This is a genomic window from Bradyrhizobium sp. DOA1, from assembly GCF_001593325.1.
Lineage (GTDB): Bacteria > Pseudomonadota > Alphaproteobacteria > Rhizobiales > Xanthobacteraceae > Bradyrhizobium.
The window spans coordinates 6,358,165-6,376,170 of record NZ_JXJM01000001.1 but is presented as its reverse complement, the minus strand read 5'-3'; the positions used below and the strand labels follow the sequence as shown (position 1 = coordinate 6,376,170).

General features: G+C 65.4%; 18 protein-coding genes. 10 read left to right on the top strand and 8 right to left on the bottom strand.

Annotation, left to right across the window (positions count from 1 at the left end):
* Window positions 1–6 precede the first annotated feature (6 nt).
* On the bottom strand, window positions 7–1,188 hold the full coding sequence (locus SE91_RS29475; RefSeq protein ID WP_061850150.1) for a lipid-transfer protein: 1,182 nt from the start codon (window positions 1,186–1,188) through the stop codon (window positions 7–9).
* A gap of 87 nt (window positions 1,189–1,275) precedes the next feature.
* Here SE91_RS29475 and SE91_RS29470 point away from each other — a divergent pair, with 87 nt between their 5' ends.
* The 3 genes from SE91_RS29470 to SE91_RS29460 all read left to right on the top strand — a co-directional run bounded on the left by SE91_RS29470 (window position 1,276) and on the right by SE91_RS29460 (window position 4,315).
* Window positions 1,276–2,007, top strand: a complete 732-nt coding sequence (locus SE91_RS29470; protein WP_063921091.1) for a TetR/AcrR family transcriptional regulator — start codon at window positions 1,276–1,278, stop codon at window positions 2,005–2,007.
* Window positions 2,004–3,560 (top strand): acyl-CoA synthetase, encoded by a 1,557-nt coding sequence (locus SE91_RS29465; RefSeq protein WP_061850149.1) that lies wholly within the window; start codon window positions 2,004–2,006, stop codon window positions 3,558–3,560. Before SE91_RS29470 ends, SE91_RS29465 begins: the two co-directional genes overlap by 4 nt.
* Before the next feature lie 80 nt (window positions 3,561–3,640).
* On the top strand, window positions 3,641–4,315 hold the full coding sequence (locus SE91_RS29460; protein WP_061850148.1) for an alpha/beta hydrolase family protein: 675 nt from the start codon (window positions 3,641–3,643) through the stop codon (window positions 4,313–4,315).
* A 3-nt stretch (window positions 4,316–4,318) separates the two neighbouring features.
* On the opposite strand, the gene SE91_RS29455 is transcribed toward SE91_RS29460, so the two are convergent.
* Entirely contained in the window at window positions 4,319–5,293 is a 975-nt protein-coding gene (locus SE91_RS29455; protein ID WP_061850147.1) for a ketopantoate reductase family protein, read from the bottom strand.
* A 151-nt stretch (window positions 5,294–5,444) separates the two neighbouring features.
* Here SE91_RS29455 and SE91_RS29450 point away from each other — a divergent pair, with 151 nt between their 5' ends.
* Window positions 5,445–6,248: an enoyl-CoA hydratase-related protein gene (locus SE91_RS29450; RefSeq protein WP_061850146.1), complete on the top strand. Its 804-nt coding sequence runs from the start codon at window positions 5,445–5,447 to the stop codon at window positions 6,246–6,248.
* A gap of 3 nt (window positions 6,249–6,251) precedes the next feature.
* On the opposite strand, the gene SE91_RS37905 is transcribed toward SE91_RS29450, so the two are convergent.
* Both SE91_RS37905 and SE91_RS29440 read right to left on the bottom strand, forming a co-directional pair.
* A complete protein-coding gene (locus SE91_RS37905) occupies window positions 6,252–6,677 on the bottom strand; it encodes a hypothetical protein (protein ID WP_245318563.1) in 426 nt (141 codons plus the stop codon).
* 44 nt (window positions 6,678–6,721) lie between these two features.
* A complete protein-coding gene (locus tag SE91_RS29440; protein WP_061850145.1) occupies window positions 6,722–7,606 on the bottom strand; it encodes a LysR family transcriptional regulator in 885 nt (294 codons plus the stop codon).
* Between the two features lie 111 nt (window positions 7,607–7,717).
* Between SE91_RS29440 and SE91_RS29435 the strand changes: the two genes are divergently transcribed.
* From SE91_RS29435 to SE91_RS29420, 4 genes are all read left to right on the top strand, one after another.
* Window positions 7,718–9,085, top strand: coding sequence for an FAD-dependent oxidoreductase (locus tag SE91_RS29435; RefSeq protein WP_061850144.1), 1,368 nt, complete (start codon window positions 7,718–7,720; stop codon window positions 9,083–9,085).
* A 30-nt stretch (window positions 9,086–9,115) separates the two neighbouring features.
* A complete protein-coding gene (locus SE91_RS29430) occupies window positions 9,116–10,120 on the top strand; it encodes an ABC transporter substrate-binding protein (protein WP_061850143.1) in 1,005 nt (334 codons plus the stop codon).
* Between the two features lie 269 nt (window positions 10,121–10,389).
* The gene (locus SE91_RS29425; RefSeq protein WP_061850142.1) at window positions 10,390–11,163 is read left to right on the top strand and encodes an ABC transporter ATP-binding protein; all 774 of its coding nucleotides are present in this window, start codon (window positions 10,390–10,392) and stop codon (window positions 11,161–11,163) included.
* On the top strand, window positions 11,156–11,980 hold the full coding sequence (locus SE91_RS29420; protein ID WP_061850141.1) for an ABC transporter permease: 825 nt from the start codon (window positions 11,156–11,158) through the stop codon (window positions 11,978–11,980). Before SE91_RS29425 ends, SE91_RS29420 begins: the two co-directional genes overlap by 8 nt.
* Window positions 11,981–12,098: 118 nt before the next feature.
* On the opposite strand, the gene gtdA is transcribed toward SE91_RS29420, so the two are convergent.
* Complete coding sequence (gene gtdA / locus SE91_RS29415; RefSeq protein ID WP_061850140.1) at window positions 12,099–13,139, bottom strand: gentisate 1,2-dioxygenase; 1,041 nt, start codon at window positions 13,137–13,139, stop codon at window positions 12,099–12,101.
* A 186-nt stretch (window positions 13,140–13,325) separates the two neighbouring features.
* On the opposite strand from gtdA, the gene maiA reads away from it, so the two are divergent.
* Together maiA and SE91_RS29405 are read left to right on the top strand one after the other, a co-directional pair.
* Window positions 13,326–13,958: a maleylacetoacetate isomerase gene (gene maiA / locus SE91_RS29410; protein ID WP_061850139.1), complete on the top strand. Its 633-nt coding sequence runs from the start codon at window positions 13,326–13,328 to the stop codon at window positions 13,956–13,958.
* Window positions 13,948–14,460 (top strand): MarR family winged helix-turn-helix transcriptional regulator, encoded by a 513-nt coding sequence (locus SE91_RS29405; protein WP_060734625.1) that lies wholly within the window; start codon window positions 13,948–13,950, stop codon window positions 14,458–14,460. Before maiA ends, SE91_RS29405 begins: the two co-directional genes overlap by 11 nt.
* 145 nt (window positions 14,461–14,605) lie before the next feature.
* Here SE91_RS29405 and SE91_RS29400 read toward each other — a convergent pair whose 3' ends face one another.
* From SE91_RS29400 to SE91_RS29390, 3 genes are all read right to left on the bottom strand, one after another.
* A complete protein-coding gene (locus tag SE91_RS29400) occupies window positions 14,606–16,219 on the bottom strand; it encodes a benzoate-CoA ligase family protein (protein WP_061850138.1) in 1,614 nt (537 codons plus the stop codon).
* Window positions 16,216–17,355, bottom strand: coding sequence for an FAD-dependent monooxygenase (locus SE91_RS29395; protein WP_008542437.1), 1,140 nt, complete (start codon window positions 17,353–17,355; stop codon window positions 16,216–16,218). The genes SE91_RS29400 and SE91_RS29395 overlap by 4 nt, the downstream gene beginning before the upstream one ends.
* A gap of 190 nt (window positions 17,356–17,545) precedes the next feature.
* Window positions 17,546–17,761 carry a hypothetical protein gene (locus SE91_RS29390; protein WP_018316432.1) on the bottom strand — a complete coding sequence of 72 codons (216 nt, stop codon included), beginning with the start codon at window positions 17,759–17,761 and terminating at the stop codon, window positions 17,546–17,548.
* Window positions 17,762–18,006: the final 245 nt, after the last annotated feature.

Genomic DNA, 18,006 nt, shown 5'->3' with positions numbered 1-18,006 from the left:
CGGAGATCAATGCCGCTTGTAGAGCGTGACGACGCAGGCGCCGCCGAGGCCCAGATTATGCTGGAGCGCGACCTTGGCACCCTCGACCTGCGTGGAGCCTGCCGTGCCGCGCAATTGTCGCGTCAGCTCATAGCACTGCGCAAGCCCGGTGGCGCCGAGCGGATGTCCCTTGGACAGCAATCCGCCGGATGGATTGGTCACGATCCGGCCGCCATAGGTGTTGTCGCCGTCATTGATGAACTTGCCGGCCTCGCCCTCGCCGCAGAGACCGAGTGCCTCATAGGTGATGAGCTCGTTGTGGGCGAAGCAGTCGTGCAGCTCGACGACGTCGAGATCACGGGGCCCGACGCCGGCACTCTCATAAACCCGGCTGGCCGCCTGTTTTGCCATGTCGTAGCCCACCAGTTGCATCATGTCGCCGGCCTTGAAGGTCGAGGGCGTATCGGTGGTCATGGCCTGCGCCGCGATGCGCACCTGTTTGCCGATGCCGTGCTTGTCCGCAAACCGCTCGGACACCAGCACGGCGGCGGCGCCGCCACAGGTCGGCGGGCACGCCATCAAACGCGTCATCACGCCCGGCCAGATCACCTGGTCGTTCATCACGTCGTCCGCCGTGACTTCCTTGCGGAACAGCGCGAGCGGATTGTTCTTGGCATGACGGCTCGCCTTGGCGCGCACCTTGGCGAAGGCGTCGAGCGGGGTGCCGTATTTCTTCATGTGGCTGAGCCCGGCGCCGCCGAAATAGCGTAGCGCCAGCGGAACGCCGGGGGCGTCGATCAGCTGGTCCGCGGCGGCGTCGAAGTCCTCGAATGCGCTCGGGCGATCGGTGTAGACGCTGCCGAGCGCGCCGGGCTTCATCTGCTCGAAGCCGACCGCCAGCACGCAATCCAGCGCGCCGCTTGCGATCATCTGCCGCGCCATGAACAGCGCGGTGGAGCCGGTCGAGCAATTGTTGTTGACGTTGACGATGGGGATGCCGGTCATCCCGACAGGGTAGAGCGCGCGCTGCCCGCAGGTGGAATCGCCGTAGACGTATCCGACATAGGCCTGCTCGATCTTGTCGTAGCCGAGGCCGGCGTCGGCGAGCGCGAGCCTGACCGCGTCCGTCCCCATCTCGTGATAGGGCGCGCTGGCGCCCGGCTTGGCGAACGGGATCATGCCGACCCCTGCGACGACGACGCCAGACATCGCTTCCTCCCAATAAATTACCCATTGGACTTTTTATTACCCATGGGTAACATATCGCTCGATGTCGACCGGAGTCAACCGAGCACCATGGATTCAGCGCCGCCCGTTCCACCGTCGTCACCCTGGCTGCCTTTCGAGAGCCGGCGCCGCGCCCGCGACGAGAAGCGCGAGGCGGTGCTGCGCGCCGCCGTTCAGCTGTTCCTGGAGCAGGGCTATCATCGCGTGACGCTGAACGAGGTGGCCGACCGGCTGAACATCACCAAGCCTGCGCTCTACAATTACTTCCGGGGCAAGGACGAGATCCTGTTCGAGTGCTGGTCGATGGGCGCCGAGCTTGTCGACAGCGTAATCACGGAGATCAACGCCGGCGGTGGTTCGGGCCTCGCCAAGCTGCGCAAGCTGGTGCACGCCTATGCCGGTCTGATGGCGACCGATTTCGGCGCGAGCCTGGTGCGCTTCGATCTGCGCGACCTCGCCGAGCGCAACGCCGGTGTCGCACGTGCCGCCAAGAGGCGGATCGACGCCACGTTCCGGCAGTATATCGCCGGGGGTATCGACGACCGTTCGATCAGGCCCTGCGATCCCAAGCTTGCAGCCTTCGCGATCGCGGGCTCGCTCAACTGGATCGGCCATTGGTATCGCCGCGACGGCGAGCTGTCGCCGACCGCGATCGCCGACGAGTTCACGGTCCGGCTGACGGATGGCCTGGCCGCCGCGGGCCGGTTGGAAATGACAAAGAAGACGCCGAGAGCGCCGCAACGGCGCAACTCAGGACGCAAGACGACTGGGAAGAAACGCACGGGAGGAGGAAGAGGATGAACATCACGCATGGATTGCGGCGCGCGCTGCAGATCAATCCGAACGGTTTGGCGACGGTCTATGGCCAGCGGCGGCGCAGCTGGGGCGAGCTCGGCGAGCGCGTTACCAGGTTGGCCGGCGGCCTGCGCACACGCGGCGTCGGGGATGGTGACCGAGTCGCCGTGCTATCCTTCAATTCCGACCGCTATCTCGAGCTTTATCTGGCGACCGGCTGGGCGGGCGGCGTGATCGTGCCGCTCAACATCCGTTGGAGCGCCCTGGAGAACGAGGATGCGCTGCGCGACTGCCGTGCTTCGGTTTTGCTGGTCGACAAGGCCTTCGCGCAGGTCGGCGCCCAGCTCGCCGGCGCCATTCCGGGGCTGAAGCTGATCTATGCCGACGACGGCGAGGTGCCGGCCGGGATGGAGAGCTATGAGGATCTGGTCGCCGGCAGCGCGCCGGTTGCCGATGCCATGCGCAAGGGCGACGATCTCGCCGGCATCTTCTACACCGGCGGCACCACCGGCCGGTCCAAGGGCGTGATGCTCAGTCACCACAATCTGATGGCCAATGCGCTCAATGCACTCGGCGAAGGACTGTTTCCGGGAAGCGCGATCTATCTGCATGCGGCGCCGATGTTTCACCTCGCCAACGGGGCGGCGATGTACTCGCTGCTGCTCTCCGGCGGATCCAACGTGATCGTTCAGGGCTTCACGCCCGAAGGCGTGATGGCTGCGATGCAGAACGAGCGCGTCACCGACGTGCTGCTGGTGCCCACGATGATCCAGATGTTCGTCGATCACCCCGCGATCGGAAACTATGAGCTGTCGTCCCTGAAGAACATCATCTACGGGGCCTCTCCGATCAGCGAGGCAGTGCTCGACCGCGCCGCGCGCGCACTGCCGCATGTGCGTTTCACGCAGGCCTACGGCATGACCGAATTGTCGCCGATCGCGACGCTGCTGCATCCCGATCAGCATGTCGGAGAGGGACGCAGGAAGGGACGTCACCGCGGTGCCGGCCGCGCCACCCTCGGCTGCGAGGTGCGGATCGTCGACGAGAACGATCAGCCATTGCCGGCGGGCGCCGTCGGCGAGATCGTGGTGCGCGGCGACACCGTGATGATGGGCTATTGGGAGCGGCCGGAGGAGACCGCGCGCGCCGTCGTCGACGGCTGGATGCACACGGGCGATGGCGGCTACATGGACGAGGACGGGTTCATCTATGTCGTCGACCGCGTCAAGGACATGATTATTTCGGGCGGCGAGAATGTGTACTCGGTCGAGGTCGAGAACGCGCTGGCGCAGCATCCGTCGGTGCTGCAATGCGCCGTGATCGGAATTCCCAATGAGCAATGGGGCGAGCAGGTCCATGCCGTCGTGGTCAAGCGCAGCGGCGTGGAGGTTTCGACCGGCGAGCTGATCGAGTTCACGAAAGCGTTGATCGCCGGCTACAAATGCCCGCGCAGCATCGAGATCACCGAGACGCCGCTGCCGCTGTCCGGCGCCGGCAAGGTGCTGAAGCGCGAGCTGCGCAGGCCGTTCTGGGAGGGGCGGGAACGGCGGGTCAGCTGAAGTTCCCGCGCGCATTTGATGTTTCCAGGTCACCGTCGCGCAGGTACCATCGGCCGGGGCTTCATTGGGAACGTTCAGTCTTGATTGAGAGGCGCGAGCTCAAGCTCGACATCGAGCGTGTCGGCACGGTCTCGGCGATCCTGACGCAGCCGGCCGCGACGCGCGCCTGTTACGTGCTGGCGCACGGCGCCGGGGCCGATATGCGGCATTCCTTCATGGAGAAGGTCGCAGAAGGTCTCGCGAGCCGCGGCATCGCGACGTTCCGTTTCAATTTCCCTTACATGGAGGAGAAGAAGGGGCGTCCCGACCAGCCGGCGGTCGCGCACGCCGCCATCCGCGCGGCAGTCGCGGAGGCGGCGCGGCTCTGCCCGGGCTTGAAGCTCGTCGCCGGCGGCAAGTCCTTCGGCGGGCGCATGACCTCGCAGGCGCAGTCGAAGTCTGCGCTGCCCGGTGTCAAAGGGCTCGCCTTCCTCGGCTTTCCCCTCCATGCCGACAAGAAGCCGTCGACCGAGCGCGCCGAGCACCTCGCCGCCATCGCTATCCCGATGCTGTTCCTTCAAGGCACGCGCGACGGACTTGCCGACCTCAGCTATCTCAAGCCCGTAATTGAAACACTCGGGCCGAAGGCGACGCTGCATGAGATCGAAGGTGGCGACCATTCTTTCGCGGTGCTGAAAAAGTCCGGTCGAACGAATGACGAGGCGCTGACGGAAGTGCTCGACACGCTCGCCGCCTGGATCGACGCGCTCGACTGAACGTCACGCCGAATAGAGCCCCTTGTCACGCGCCTTCTGGATCGCCAGCGCGGCGATCAGGTCGAGCGTCGGCGTCGACAGGCCCGCGGTGCGAGCGAAGGCGGCGGGCGCCCTCACCAGCACGTCGATCTCCATGGCGCGGCCGAGCTCGTAATCCTGCAGCAGCGACGGCTTGTGGTTCGGGGCGGGGCCGCTTCGTGTCACACGCTTCACCTCGGGGATGAAGTGCTGCGCGATGTCGTTGGCCTCGTTCAGCATGCGCGGGATGACGTCGGTGAAGGCGGGATCGTCGCGTACGCCGCGCGCGGTCTGGCCGGTGAGCAGGCACAGCACCGACAGCGACATGTTGGTCAGCAGCTTTGACCAGATCGCCTCGCGGATCTCGGCGACCGGCGGCGATTCCAGCCGGGCATCGTTAAAGACGCCGCGCAGCTTCGTGATGCGCTCGCAATTGCGGTCGTCGCATTCGCCGATCAGGAGCCGGTTGCGATCCGGCGTCAGGTTCTGCACCACGCCCGGCGCGATCACCTCGTTGGAGGAAAAGACGACGCCGCCGACAATTCGCTCCTTCGGGATGCAGGCGCGCAGGCGGCCGCCGGGATCGAGGAAGGAAATGTCCGGCGGTGTCGGGTGTCGCGGCGGCAGGCCGATGCCGTACCACCAGGGAATGCCGTTCTGTGCGAACACGATCGCGGTGTCGTCCTTGAGCAGCGGCTTGATGCTGGAGACGAGGCCAGTCAGCGCGGTGGCCTTCAGCGTCGAGATCACGACATCTTGCGGACCTAGCTGGGCTGGATCGCCCGACGCGTTCACCTTGGCACCGACCTCGGAATCGCCGACGCGCAGCTTGAGGCCGCCCGCACGCGCCGCCTCCAGATGCGCCCCCCGCATCACGCAAGAGACCTCATGGCCGGCGCGCGCCAACCGGACCGCAAGATGGCTGCCGACGGCGCCCGCGCCGAAAATGCAGATGCGCATGTGATGTCCCGTCCTTGATCTCGGTGCCGCCCCAGATCAGCATGACACAAGCCGCCATGCGATGGGCGCGGCCGCCCCACGCCGGAAAGATATGGATCAGGACGCACAGCCTCGGTCATAGTGCGCAGCAAACGAAGCGGAGGGATCGCCGATGACCGCCAACCCCGTTCTGTGGACGCTCGATGAGCGCGGCGTCGCGACCGTCACGCTGAACCGGCCGGAGGTCAACAACGCCTATGACGGCGACTTGATCGCGGGCGTGCTCGCGGCCATGGACGACCTCGGACAGAGGCCGAGCCTGCGTGTCGTCATGCTCAGGGGCAACGGCAAGCATTTCCAGGCCGGTGCCGACCTCAAATGGATCAACGGCGTCCGGCCGCAATCGGCTGAAGCCAACGAAGCGGCCTCGCGCGCGACCTTCGAGGCCGTGCAGCGGCTCAACACGCTGCCGATACCGACCATCGCGCTGGTGCAGGGCGGCTGCTTTGGCGGCGGCACCGGCGTGATCGCGGCCTGCGACGTCGTGATCGCGGCGGACAATGCGTTGTTCTCGATCACCGAGGTGCGTTGGGGCCTGACCGCGGCCATCATCATCCCGCAGCTCTGCGACGCCATTGGCGTACGGCAGGTCCGCCGCTACGCGCTCACCGGCGAACGCTTCGGCGCCGAGGACGCCCGCCGCATCGGTCTCGTCCACGAGGTCGTGCCGCTCGCCGATCTCGAAACCGCAGGTGCCAAGGTGGTCGAGCAGCTGCTCGCCAACGGGCCCGAGGCCATGGCCGAGACCAAGCGCCTCGCGCTGGAAAGCTCGTTCGGCGGCATACCGGTGGACGATGCCGCCTACAAGCGGCTCGTGCAGCTGCACTCGCTCAAGCGCCAGAGCGCCGAGGCGGCGGAGGGGCTGGCCTCGTTCGCCGAAAAGCGGGCGGCGAATTGGGGTGGTGGGAAAGGCTGAACGTCAGCAACCGCGGCAGATGTTGTTGATGCTGCGATAGACCGCGTCGTCGTCCTGCCGCATCTGGCGCAGTGTTTCGAGAGTCTTGCTCTCATCAGTCGCCGGCGCAGGCCTACGCTTGGCTGCGAGCTCCTCCTCCTGGCGCTTGTAACAGGCTTCGCGGTCGAGCTTGGACTGGATGAAGCGGCAGTTTTGCTCCACGGCCGAGGCGGGCGTGGCGGAGATCGCGAAAACGACAAAAGCGGGCAGGGCGAATTTCAAAAGCGTCGAATCCATGCGTTGAACCAGGTTGCTTGTCGTCGCCCGGCTTGACCGGGCGACCAAGTACGCCGCGGCCTCTCCGTATACGTTGGACGTCTCTGGAATACTGGATCGCCCGCTTTCGCGGGCGATGACAGCGGTATTTAATGGTCCTTCTCTCAGTTCCATGGTCAGAGAGCAACCGCGATCTTGTTGCAATGACGCAGCCCCGCCTAAAGCGACTGCGCCAGCGACGCTTTCAGCAACGTCAGCAGCGCCTGCACCGCCGCCGCATTGCGCCGCCGCTCCGGAATCGCCGCTTTCACCCACAATTCCGGAATCGGAAACTCGCGCAGCACCGGCTTGAGCTTGCCGTCACGCAACGCGCCCGCCACGAGATAATGCGAGATCAGCGCGATGCCGTTGCCGGCGATGGCGCTGCGCGCCAGCACGTGGCCCTCGTTGGAGGAGAGCAGCGGGCTGACCTGGATGCTGATGCGGCCGCGCGGTCCGTCGAATATCCATTCGGGGCCGGTCGGCATGAAGCTGAGGCAGCGATGCTCGACGAGGTCGCGCGGATGTTTTGGCGTGCCGTGTTTCTTCAGGTAAGCGGGCGAGGCGCAGAGCAATCGCTTCAGCGGACATAGCGGCTCGTCGATCACGCCGCCGAACGAATGCGGAAAGGCGCCGATGGCGATATCGAAGCCTTCGGCAACAGGATCGACCGGGCGGTCGATCAGCACGATCTCGAGCTTGAGCCGCGGGTTCTGGGTCTGGAACGCGCTGAACGCATCGGCGAGCCGTGCCACCGTCAGCGACGTCGGCGCCTTGATGCGAAGATGATCGACGAGATCGTGGCCCTTCTCGCCCATGCGCGAGAGCAGGTCGGCGGCATCGGCGACGACGCTGCGCGCGCGATGCACGTAGCGCTGGCCGGCCTCGGTGAGCCGCAGCTGCCGGGTCGAGCGGTGAAACAGCGGCGTGCCGATCCGCGCCTCCAACTGCGTGACGCGCTTGGCGACCACCGAGGTCGAGACATCGAGCTTTCGCGCGGCGGCGGAGAAGCCGGCGGCATCCGCGGTGGCGAGGAAGGCCTGCAGGTTCACCAGGATGTCCATGTCCGCCTTTCTCGATTCGCGAAAGCTGATCGCCTATTTTGGTGGATTGTAGCGCCGTACGCGTTAATTCATAGTCGGCCCCAAGCAAGAGATTTCGGGAGCGGGCGCGTCATGCGGGCCACAATGATCGACGAACCGGCACGTCAGGTGCCGCTCTATGGCGAATACGAAGTCGTCGTGCTCGGCGGCGGACCCGCCGGCATTGTCGCTGCCGCCTCCGCCGCGCGCGCCGGGCGGAAAACGCTTCTGATCGAACGCTACGGCTTTCTCGGCGGCATGGGCACCGCGGCCGGCGTCACCAATTTCTGCGGCCTGCACGGCAATGTCCATGGCGAGCACCGCCGGCTGGTGCAGGGCCTGGCGTCGGAGTTGCTGGCGCGGATCGATCATCTGAACGGCCTCAACACGCCGCATCTGATCCTCGGCAAGGTCTATGCGCAGGCTTACGACACCGCCGCATACAAGATCGCGGCCGACGAATTGCTGGCGAGCCACAAGGTGAACATCCTCTTCCACGCGCTCGGCGCTGGTGTGGTGATGGGCGATGACCGCAGCATCGACGCGCTGATGGTCGAGACCAAAGCCGGCAGGCAGGCGGTGCGAGCCGAGATCTTCATCGACTGCTCGGGCGATGGCGACCTCGCGGTCTGGGCCGGCGCGCCGTTTGAGATCGGCGACGAGCACGGCCATCCGCTCTATCCCTCGATGATGCTGCGCCTCAACGGCATCGATCCCGCCAAGGCGGGCGAGGCCTGGCGCACCATTCCGCAATTGATGGAGAAGGCGCTCGCCGCCGGAACGCATAAATTTCCGCGGAAAAGCGCGATCGTGCGGCCGCAGAAATCCGGCATCGAATGGCGGGTGAACTTTACGCAAGTCGCGCGCGCAGACGGCCACGCCATCAACGGCGTCGAGCCCGACGATCTCACCCGCGGCGAGATCGAGGGCCGCAAGCAGGCGCTTGCCGCGTACGAGTTTTTGCGCAGCACTGTCCCGGGCTTTGAAAAGTCCTACATCGTCGATCTGCCGCCGCAGCTCGGCATCCGCGAGACCCGCCGTATCAAGGGCGGCTACCAGCTCAGCGGCGAGGATGTGCTCGGCTGCGCCTCGTTCGCGGATTCCATCGGCGTCAATGGCTGGCCGATCGAGGCCCATGTGCCCGGCGACGTCGTGTTCACCTTCCCGCCGATCCCGGAATCGCGCGGCTACAACGAGCTGCCTTATCGGATGCTGGTGCCCGAAGGCGTCGACAATCTCCTGGTGGCCGGCCGCTGTGCCTCGATGACCCATGAGGGCCAGTCGGCGGCGCGGGTCTCCGGTGCCTGTTTCGTGATGGGCGAGGCCGCCGGTTCCGCCGCCGCGCTGGCGCTGTCCGGAAACCGGATCCCGCGTGACATCCCCGTTGAAAAATTGCAGGAAACGTTGAAACAACAGGGCGCCTTCATCGGGCTGGACCAGCCCGTCCCCGAGGGCCTGTAACGGACTGCAGAGAGAACGGGAGGAAACGGGATGATCGGGATTGCGCGGCTCGCGGCAGCTGGCCTTTTGGCGATCATGGCGATGGGCACGGCGAGCGCCGAAGGCGCGCTCAAGGCCAAGATCGGCGTGCTTCGCCTGTCGTCCTCCGCGCCCGTATTCATCGCGCAGGACAAGGGCTATTTTCGCGAGGCTGGCCTCGAGGTCGAGCTGAAATTCTTCGATGCGGCGCAGCCGATCGCCGTCGCCACCACCTCGGGCGACGTCGATTTCGGCATCACTGCCTTCACCGCCGGTCTCTACAATCTCGCCGGCAAGGGTACGCTGAAGGTGATCGGCGGCATGAGCCGCGAGAAAGCCGGCTATCCCCTGATCGGCTATTTCGCCAGCAACAACGCCTACGCGGCCGGGTTGAAGACGCCAAAGGATCTCGCCGGCAAGCGCGTGGCGATGACACAGGTCGGATCGAGCTTTCACTATTCGCTCGGCCTGCTCGCCGACAAATACGGCTTCAAGCTCTCTGAGGTGAAGATCGTGCCGCTGCAATCGCTGTCGAATGCGGCAGCCGCGCTCAAGGGCGAGACCGTCGATGCGGCGCTGCTGCCGATCTCGACCGCGCGAAAGCTGATGGACGAGGGCGGCGCGAAGTTTTTGGGCTGGGTCGGCGACGAGACGCCCTGGCAATTGGGCGCGGTGTTCGCCTCGCCGAAGACGCTGACCAACAAGTTGCTTGTGGCGAAGCTGCTCGGCGCGCTGGCGAAGGCGGATCGCGAATATCACGACGTCATACTCGCCGCGATGAAGGACGGCGTCGCCCCCATCAACGACAAGACCAGGCCGCTGCTGGAGATCATTGCGAAGTACACCAACCTGCCGGTCGAGCAGGTGGTTGGCAATTGCGCCTATATCGATCCCGACGGCAAGCTCGACGTCAAGAACGTCGACAACCAGATCAAATGGCTCCAGGAGCAGGGCTTCGTCGACAAGGGCTTTGATGCGGATGCGATCATTGCGAAGGACTATGTGAAGGCGGATTGATGCTGGCGATGCTGACTCTCACCGAAGGCGATCTGCCACCCTCCCCTGGAGGGGGAGGGTCGATCGCACCGGCGATGCGCAGCATCGTCCGGAGCGAGCGGGGTGGGGTGAGCCACGGCGGCAGTCTCTCCGCCGTTCGCGTTAGTCGTCGGGGGGCATTTCATCGGCAATCGTTGTCAGCGCCGTCGTGGATGGACTGTCACCCCACCCCGGTTCGCATTTCGCTTCGCTCAATGCGAACCGACCGGTGAAGAAAGCGGGCGCATCGCATGGACCTGATCGCCAACCACATCTGCCACCGCTTCGGCGATCTCGCTGTGCTCGACGACGTCTCCTTCACGGTCAGTGCCGGCGAGGTGGTCGCCATCGTTGGTCCGTCCGGCTGCGGCAAGAGCACGCTGCTGTCGATCCTGGGCGGCCTCCTGCAACCGACCTCCGGCGCGCCCGAGCTGCGCGGCGCGCCGCCTGCGAACAGTCTCAATCCGCTCACCTTCGTATTCCAGGATTTTGCACTGTTACCCTGGGCCACCGTGGAAGAGAACGTCGAATTCCCGCTGCTGCACACGCAACTCTCGGCCGCGCAGCGGCGCGCGCTGGTCGACGATGCCCTGCGCCGCACCGGGCTGACCGATTTCCGCCAAGCCTATCCAAAGCAGCTCTCCGGCGGCATGCGCCAGCGCGTCGGCATTTCGCGCGCGCTCGCCGTGAAGCCAGCGATCCTCCTGATGGATGAGCCGCTCTCGGCGCTGGATTCGCAGACGCGCGAACTGCTGATGGAGGATTTCGTCCGCCTGCTCGCCGACGGCGGCATGGGCGCGGTCTATGTCACCCACAATCTCGAAGAGGCGGCGCGGCTCGCTGACCGCATCGTGGTGCTGTCGCGGCGGCCGGGCCGCATCCGCGAGGTCGTGACCGTGCCGATGACGCGCACTGAACGCGGCGAAACCGCGGCGCGCGAGAAGCTGCTGGCGCTGCAGAACCAGATCTGGTCGCTGATCCGGAACGAAGCCATCGATGCCGAGCGCGAGGTCCAGCATGCTTGATCGTGCGCCGGCGGATGCGACCTCGACGGATCAGGCGCCCCGCCGCGTCCGTTTCCGCGGCGCCGGCTTCGTGCCTGCGTCGAGCCGCTTCGGCGGCTGGATCGCGCTCGCCCTCGTCATCGCGATCTGGCAGGTCGCCGGCAGCGCCGGTCTCGCCAATCCGTTGTTCCTGCCGGCACCGTCGGCGATCGCGCGGGCGATCTACCAGCTCGCGATCTCGGGCGCGCTCTGGCAGCATCTGTCGGCCTCGCTGCTGCGCATCGGCGTCGGCTGGCTGCTCGGCACCGCGGCCGGTGTCGCCGTCGGCTTCGCCATCGGCCTGTCCAGGCTCGCGCGCAGCGTCGGCATCACCTTCATTTCGGCGCTGTTCCCGATCCCGAAGATCGCGCTGCTGCCGCTCCTGATCCTCTGGCTCGGCATCGGCGAAGAGCCGAAGATCGCGACCATCGCGCTTGGGGTGTTCTTTTCAACCGCGATCTCGGTCTATAGCGGCGTCGACGCGGTGCCGCGCAACCTCATCCGCATGGCGCAGAGCTTCAACGTTCCCTTCGCCACCATCGTGCGCAAGGTGATCTGGCCCGGCGCGCTGCCCGCGATCCTCGCCGGCTTCCGCATCACGGCCTCGGTCGCGCTGCTCCTCGTCGTCAGCGCCGAGATGATCGGCGCCCAATACGGCATCGGCGCCTTCGTGCTGCAGGCCGGCAATCTGATGCAGACCGATCAGCTGCTCGCGGGCGTGGTGATCCTGTCGGTGTTCGGGTTGGCCGTTGGCAAGGTGATCGGCTGGCTGGAGATGCGGCTGTTACACTGGCGGTAGCTGCAATCGCCGCTGCCGTAGGGTGGGCAAAGCGGAGCGTGCCCACATCTTTCAACTCGCAAAAGCATGGTGGGCACGGCGCAAGGGCGCCTTTGCCCTCCCTACAAGACCTGCACCCTCACGCGTTGCCGCGATCTTCCCGAAACAGATCCAGCTTCTGCTGCACCGGGCGATCCGAGAAGCTGAACAGCACCGCGTCGTCGTCCGCTTCGTGCGTCACCCAGTGCCAGCTTGGCACGACGAAGAGATCGCGCGGGCCCCATTCGAAGACTGCATCGCCGATGCGGCTGCGTCCTTTGCCCTCGATCGGACAGAACACCGTCGCATCGGTCGCGCGATAACGTGCAGTCTCAAAACCCTTCGGCAGCAGCTGGATGAAGGTGCCGATGGTTGGCATGGCGAAATCGCCGGTCTCTGGATTGCTGAACTTGAGCTTCAGGCCGTGGCAGGCGTCCCACTCCTGGCTGGCGCGCGCCTTCTCCAGGGCTTCGCGGGTGTAGGCGTAGGGATAGCTGAAGATCGGCGAGGTCTTCGAGCTGCGCTTGACGTCGACGGGCAGGAGATTGTGTCCGTAGCGCGCGAAGCTGTCGCCGGCAGGCCTCGTGATCTTCTGCTGGTCTTCTTTCGAGCCTTCCGCAAAGGAGCAATCGAAGAACTGCACCAGCGGGATGTCGAGGCCGTCGAGCCAGAACATGGGCTCATCGGTTTCGTTGGAATGATCGTGCCAGGTCATCGACGGCGTGATGATGAAGTCGCCCGGCTCCATCGCGGTGCGCTCGCCATCGACGGCGGTGTGGGCGCCCTTGCCTTCGAGCACGAAGCGAAGCGCGGACTGGCTATGCCGGTGCGCGGGCGCGACATCGCCGGGCACCACCATCTGCACGCCGGCATAGAGCGAGGTCGTGATCTTGGACTGCCCGCGCAGGCCCGGGTTCTCCAGCACCAGCACGCGCCGCTCGGCTTCCTTGGCGGTGATCAGCTTGCCGGCTTCCGTCATGTAGTCGCGGATGACGTCGAATTTCCACAAATGCGGACGGCACGCGCTTCTCGGCTCCGGCGTGATCAGGTCGCTCATCACCGTCCACAGCGCGGTGAGGTTCTCGCCGTCGATCTTTTTGTAGAACGCCTCGCGTTCCGGCGTCTTGGTCACGGCTTCCATGGTGGCGGCTCCCGGTCGTTTGTTGATTGACAGTATACTGACGATCTAGGTAGCGTCAACGTGACGGTTAGCTGTAACAATGGTCGTCATTCCGGGGTGCGATGCGACAGCATCGAACCCGGAATCGCGAGGTTCCGGGTTCTCGCTCCGCGAGCCCCGTAACGACAAAAAACAGGGAGGGTTTCGATGAAGCTGCACGGCTATTTCCGCTCCAGCGCCGCCTATCGCGTGCGGATCGCGCTGAATCTCAAGGGCCTTGGGGCCGAGCATCTGCCGCATCATTTGCGCAAGGGCGAGCAATGCGCGCCCGCCTATCTCGCCATCAACCCGCAGGGCCTGGTGCCGACGCTGGAAAACGACACGGGTGCAGTGCTGACCCAATCGGTCGCCATCATCGAATGGCTCGACGAAACTCACCCCAATCCGCCGCTGCTGCCGAAGGAACCACTGCGGCGCGCCAAGGTGCGCGCCTTCGCGCTGGCGATCGCGTGCGACACCCATCCGGTGCAGAATCTGAAGGTGCTGGCGCGACTGCGCGAGCTGGGCTTGCCCGAGGAGAAAGTCCAGGACTGGGCCGCCTGGGTCAATCGCGAAGGGCTGTCGGCCTGCGAGACGCTGATCAGGGGCGAGCCGGGACCGTTCTGCTTCGGCGACATGCCGACGCTGGCCGATCTCTGTCTGGTGCCGCAGCTCGCCAATGCGCGCCGTTTCGGCGTCGATGTCTCGGCCTATCCGCGCCTGCTCCAGGCGGAAGCCGCCGCCAAGGCGCTCCCCGCCTTCGCCAATGCCGCGCCGGAGAAGCAGCCCGATGCCGAGTAAGCCTTCTCCTCCGATCACGATGGACGCGGTCTATGCCGCGCCGGGTTATCTGTTCCGGCGCATGCAGCAGATCGCGGTCTCGATCTTCATGGAGGAGTGCAAGGCGTTCGATCTCACGCCGGTGCAATATGCCGCGCTGATCGCGATCCACACCCATCCCGGCATCGACGCCACGCGGCTGTCGGCGGTGATCGCCTTCGACCGCTCCACGCTCGGCAGCGTCATCGAGCGGCTCCAGGTCAAGGACTATATCGAGCGCAGGCCGGCGCGCGAGGATAAGCGCATCAAGCTGCTGCATCTGACCAAATCCGGCGCCGCGATCCTGCGCGAGATCATCCCCGCCGTCGAGCGCGCCCAGGCGCGCATGCTGGAGCCGCTCAAGCCCGCCGACCGCAAGGCGCTGCTGGGGCTCCTGGTGCAACTCGTCGACCTCAACAACGAAGCCTCCCGCGTGCCGCTGCGCGCCGAGGACGCGCTGGAGCATCTGGGGAAGGGTGGGTGAGGGAGTATATGGCGATGCAGTCGCCTTTATCTCCGCTGTCATTCCCCGCGAAGGCGGGGAATCCAGACGCCGCGGCCTCTCGCTCAATCACAACTGCCTCTGGGATACTGGATCGCCCGGTCAAGCCGGGCGATGACACCGGTGGCTACATCCGCAGCAGCGCCTGCCGGTCGATCTTCCCCGTGCCGGTCTTCGGCAGCTCGTCGGTGAAGATCACCTCGCGCGGATATTTGTAGGGCAGCAGCTTGCCCTTGACGTAGTCCTGGAGCCGCCGCGTCGCCTCGTTCTCGTTGGCGGCGCGGTTGTTCATCACGACAACGGCCTTCAGCGTCATGCGCCGGTCCGGCAGCTCGGCGGCGAACACGGCGCATTCGCGGATATCGGGGTGATCGGCGAGGCACAGCTCGACCTCGAGCGGATAGACCCACTGGCCAGAGATCTTGATGAGATCGTCGGCGCGGCCGCGGAAGAAGTGGAAGCCCTCGTCATCGCGAACGAAGCGATCACCGGTGTAGATCCAGCCGCCCTCGCGGATGGTCTCGGCGGATTTGTCCGGCCGGTTCCAGTACAGCGGCGTGTTGGAATCGCCGCGCACCCACAGAATGCCTTCCTCGCCGTCGGCGACGTCGCCTCCGTCCTTGTCGCGCAGTGCGACCTCGTAGCCGGGCACGCGCAGGCCGGCGGCGCCGAGCTTCTTCTGCTCGGGACGGTTGGAGAGATAGATGTGCAGCACCTCGGTCGAGCCGAGGCCTTCGACGATCTCGAGGCCGGTGAGCGTCTTCCAGCCGTTGAAGACTTCGGCCGAGAGCACCTCGGCTGCGGAGAGCGCCATCCGCAGGGACGAGAAGTTCGTCTTGTCCGCGCCCTCGGCCTTGGTCAGCGAGGTGTAGAGCGTCGGCAGGCCGAAGAAGACCGTCGGCTCGTACTGTTCAATCGCCGCAAAGATCGATGCTGGCTTCGGCTGTCCCGGCAGCAGCAGCGTTGCCGCGCCTGCCGAGAACGGGAAGGTGACGGAGTTGCCGAAGCCATAGGCGAAGAAGATCTTCGGCACCGAGAAGCAGATGTCCTCAGGCGTCAGCTTCAGCACGCTTCTCGCGAAGGAGGCCTCACTGTAGGCCATGTCGTGCTGGAGATGCACGATTCCCTTGGGCCGGCCGGTGGAGCCGGAGGAGTACATCCAGAACGCCATCTCGTCGCGGTGCGTCGGGGCTTCCGCCAACTCCGCCGGAAATTGTGCAAGCCAGCCTGCCGCTGCGAATGCCTCGGGCGCGGCATGATCGCCGACCTCGCCATTGACGATGATCAGTGTGCGCAGGCCGGTCGCCGTGCAGGCCTCCGCATTGAATCGCGCGCAGAACTCGGCATCCGCCACCGCAACGGCCGCGCCGGAATCGGCGAGATAGAATTGCAACAGATCCGGCGGCGTCAGCGTGTTGATCAGGAGCGGCACGAAGCCGGCGCGCACCGCGCCGAAGAACGCGGCAGGATAGGCCGGCGTGTCGTCGAGGAACAACAGCACGCGGTCGCCGCGCTTGAGGCCGAGCGAGGCGAAGCCATTGCCCCAGCGGCAGGCTTCCGCGCAGAGCTCGGCATAGGTCCGCGTGCCGGCCGGACCGATGAGCGCGCGCTTGTCGCCGCGGCCCTTGCCGAGATTGTCGAACAGCACGCGGCTGGCGTTGTAGACTTGCGGAACGGCAAAGCCGATCTCGCGTGCCCCCGCGCTGTCCGCAGGCACCTGGTCGCGTATCTGGTTGCTCATGCCGCATCTCCAGTATTCTTGGCGGCCTCGTAACGTGCCATGAAGGCCGGCGACATGTGGCGCAGGCGGGCGTCGTCGATCCGGCCGGAGCGGGTGATGTAGCTGTAGGCGAAATCCATCAGGTCGAGCTGCATGTGCTGGGCGAAGTGCTCGTACCAGAAGGCGCTGGTCCGCGCGGCGTTGACGAGCTTCTGCACCACCGGCTTGCGCGCTGCCTGATAGCGATGCAATGCGGTCGTCAGATGCGCGTCGGATTCCAGCGCCTTGACCAGCGCGATGGCGTCCTCGATCGCAAGGCGCGTGCCCGAGCCGATCGAGAAATGCGCCGAGTGCAGGGCATCGCCGAGCAGCACCATGTTCTTGAACGACCAGTGCTCGTTCCAGACCCAGGGAAAGTTGCGCCACACTGACTTGTTGGAGACCAAGCAATGGCCGCCGAGCGTGTCCGCAAAGACCTCTTCGCAGACGCCCTTGGACTGCTCGACGTCCTTGTAGGCGAAGCCATAGGCCTGCCACGTCGCATGGTCGCATTCGACGAGAAAGGTGCTCATGGCCGGCGAGTAGCGGTAGTGATGGGCATTGAAGGCGCCGCGGTCCGTCTTCACGAAGGTCTGCGACAGCGTGTCGAAGCGTTTCGATGTGCCGTACCAGACGAACTTGTTGGAGGAGTAGGACAGCGAGGTGCCGAAATCGCCTTCATAGGCGCGCCGCACCAGCGAGTTCAGCCCGTCGGCGGCGACGATCAGGTCATGGCCGTTGAGTTGGTCGATGGCGTGGATCTGGGTGTCGAAGCGCGGCGTGACGCCAACGTCGAGCGCGCGCTGCTGCAGGAATCTGAGCAGGTCGAGCCGTCCGATCGAGGAGAAGCCGACCCCGTCGATGGCGACGCTGTCGCCGTGCAGGTTCAGCGTGATGTTCTCCCAGCTCTCCATATGCGGCGCGATCGCGTCGACCGTCTCGGGATCGTCGGCGCGCAGGAATTCCAGGGCCTGGTCCGAGAACACGACGCCAAAACCCCAGGTCGCGTCGGCCGGGTTCTGTTCGAACAGGTCGACCTGATCCTCGGGGTGACGCTTCTTCCAGAGATAGGCAAAGTAGAGCCCACCGGGCCCCCCGCCAATCACGGCGATCCGCAACGTCTGCCTCCCTAATTGACAGTATACTTACTATCTAAGGGTAGACTAATGGGCTCCGGCGTCCGGCGCCAGCAGAATTATCGGCAAGCGCGGACACGCCAAAGCTCATCTTCGGACCGCACGTTTTGCGGGCGTCCGAACCGTCAGGTCCGAATCATAGCCAAACCGCGCCGGCTTGGCTATTCGCGCCTCAGACGCAGCGCTTCACGTAAACCCCGTTCACCAGGACCCTGGTGCAGCGCACGGCGGGAACCGGCTTCCGGACCACGACGGCCGCGTTCGGCCCGGCGCAACCGGCGCGATAGACGCCACGGGCGCAGACCACCGCATTGGCGTCGGTGGCTTCGAAGGTCATGGTGGCCGCGAAGGCAAGCAGTGCAGAAGCGACGAGCAGCAACGAACGCATGTGGTCCTCCCGGGCTTGTCGTGATCGAAATCGGATACTTGCAATAGATTTGTCGTCGCGCCCGCGAGTGAATTCATTCACGCACGTGATCAATCATGTCGTCCCTTGGGCGTACGAGAGCTCATCTCGCCGCGAACGGCGCGAGCACGTCCTTGCACGCGGGCGACAGCGAGGCAGCCCTGTTGGAAATGCATTGAATGATGCGGCCGCCTCCGGGCGCGACGCCCGCGCAGAGCGTACGGATG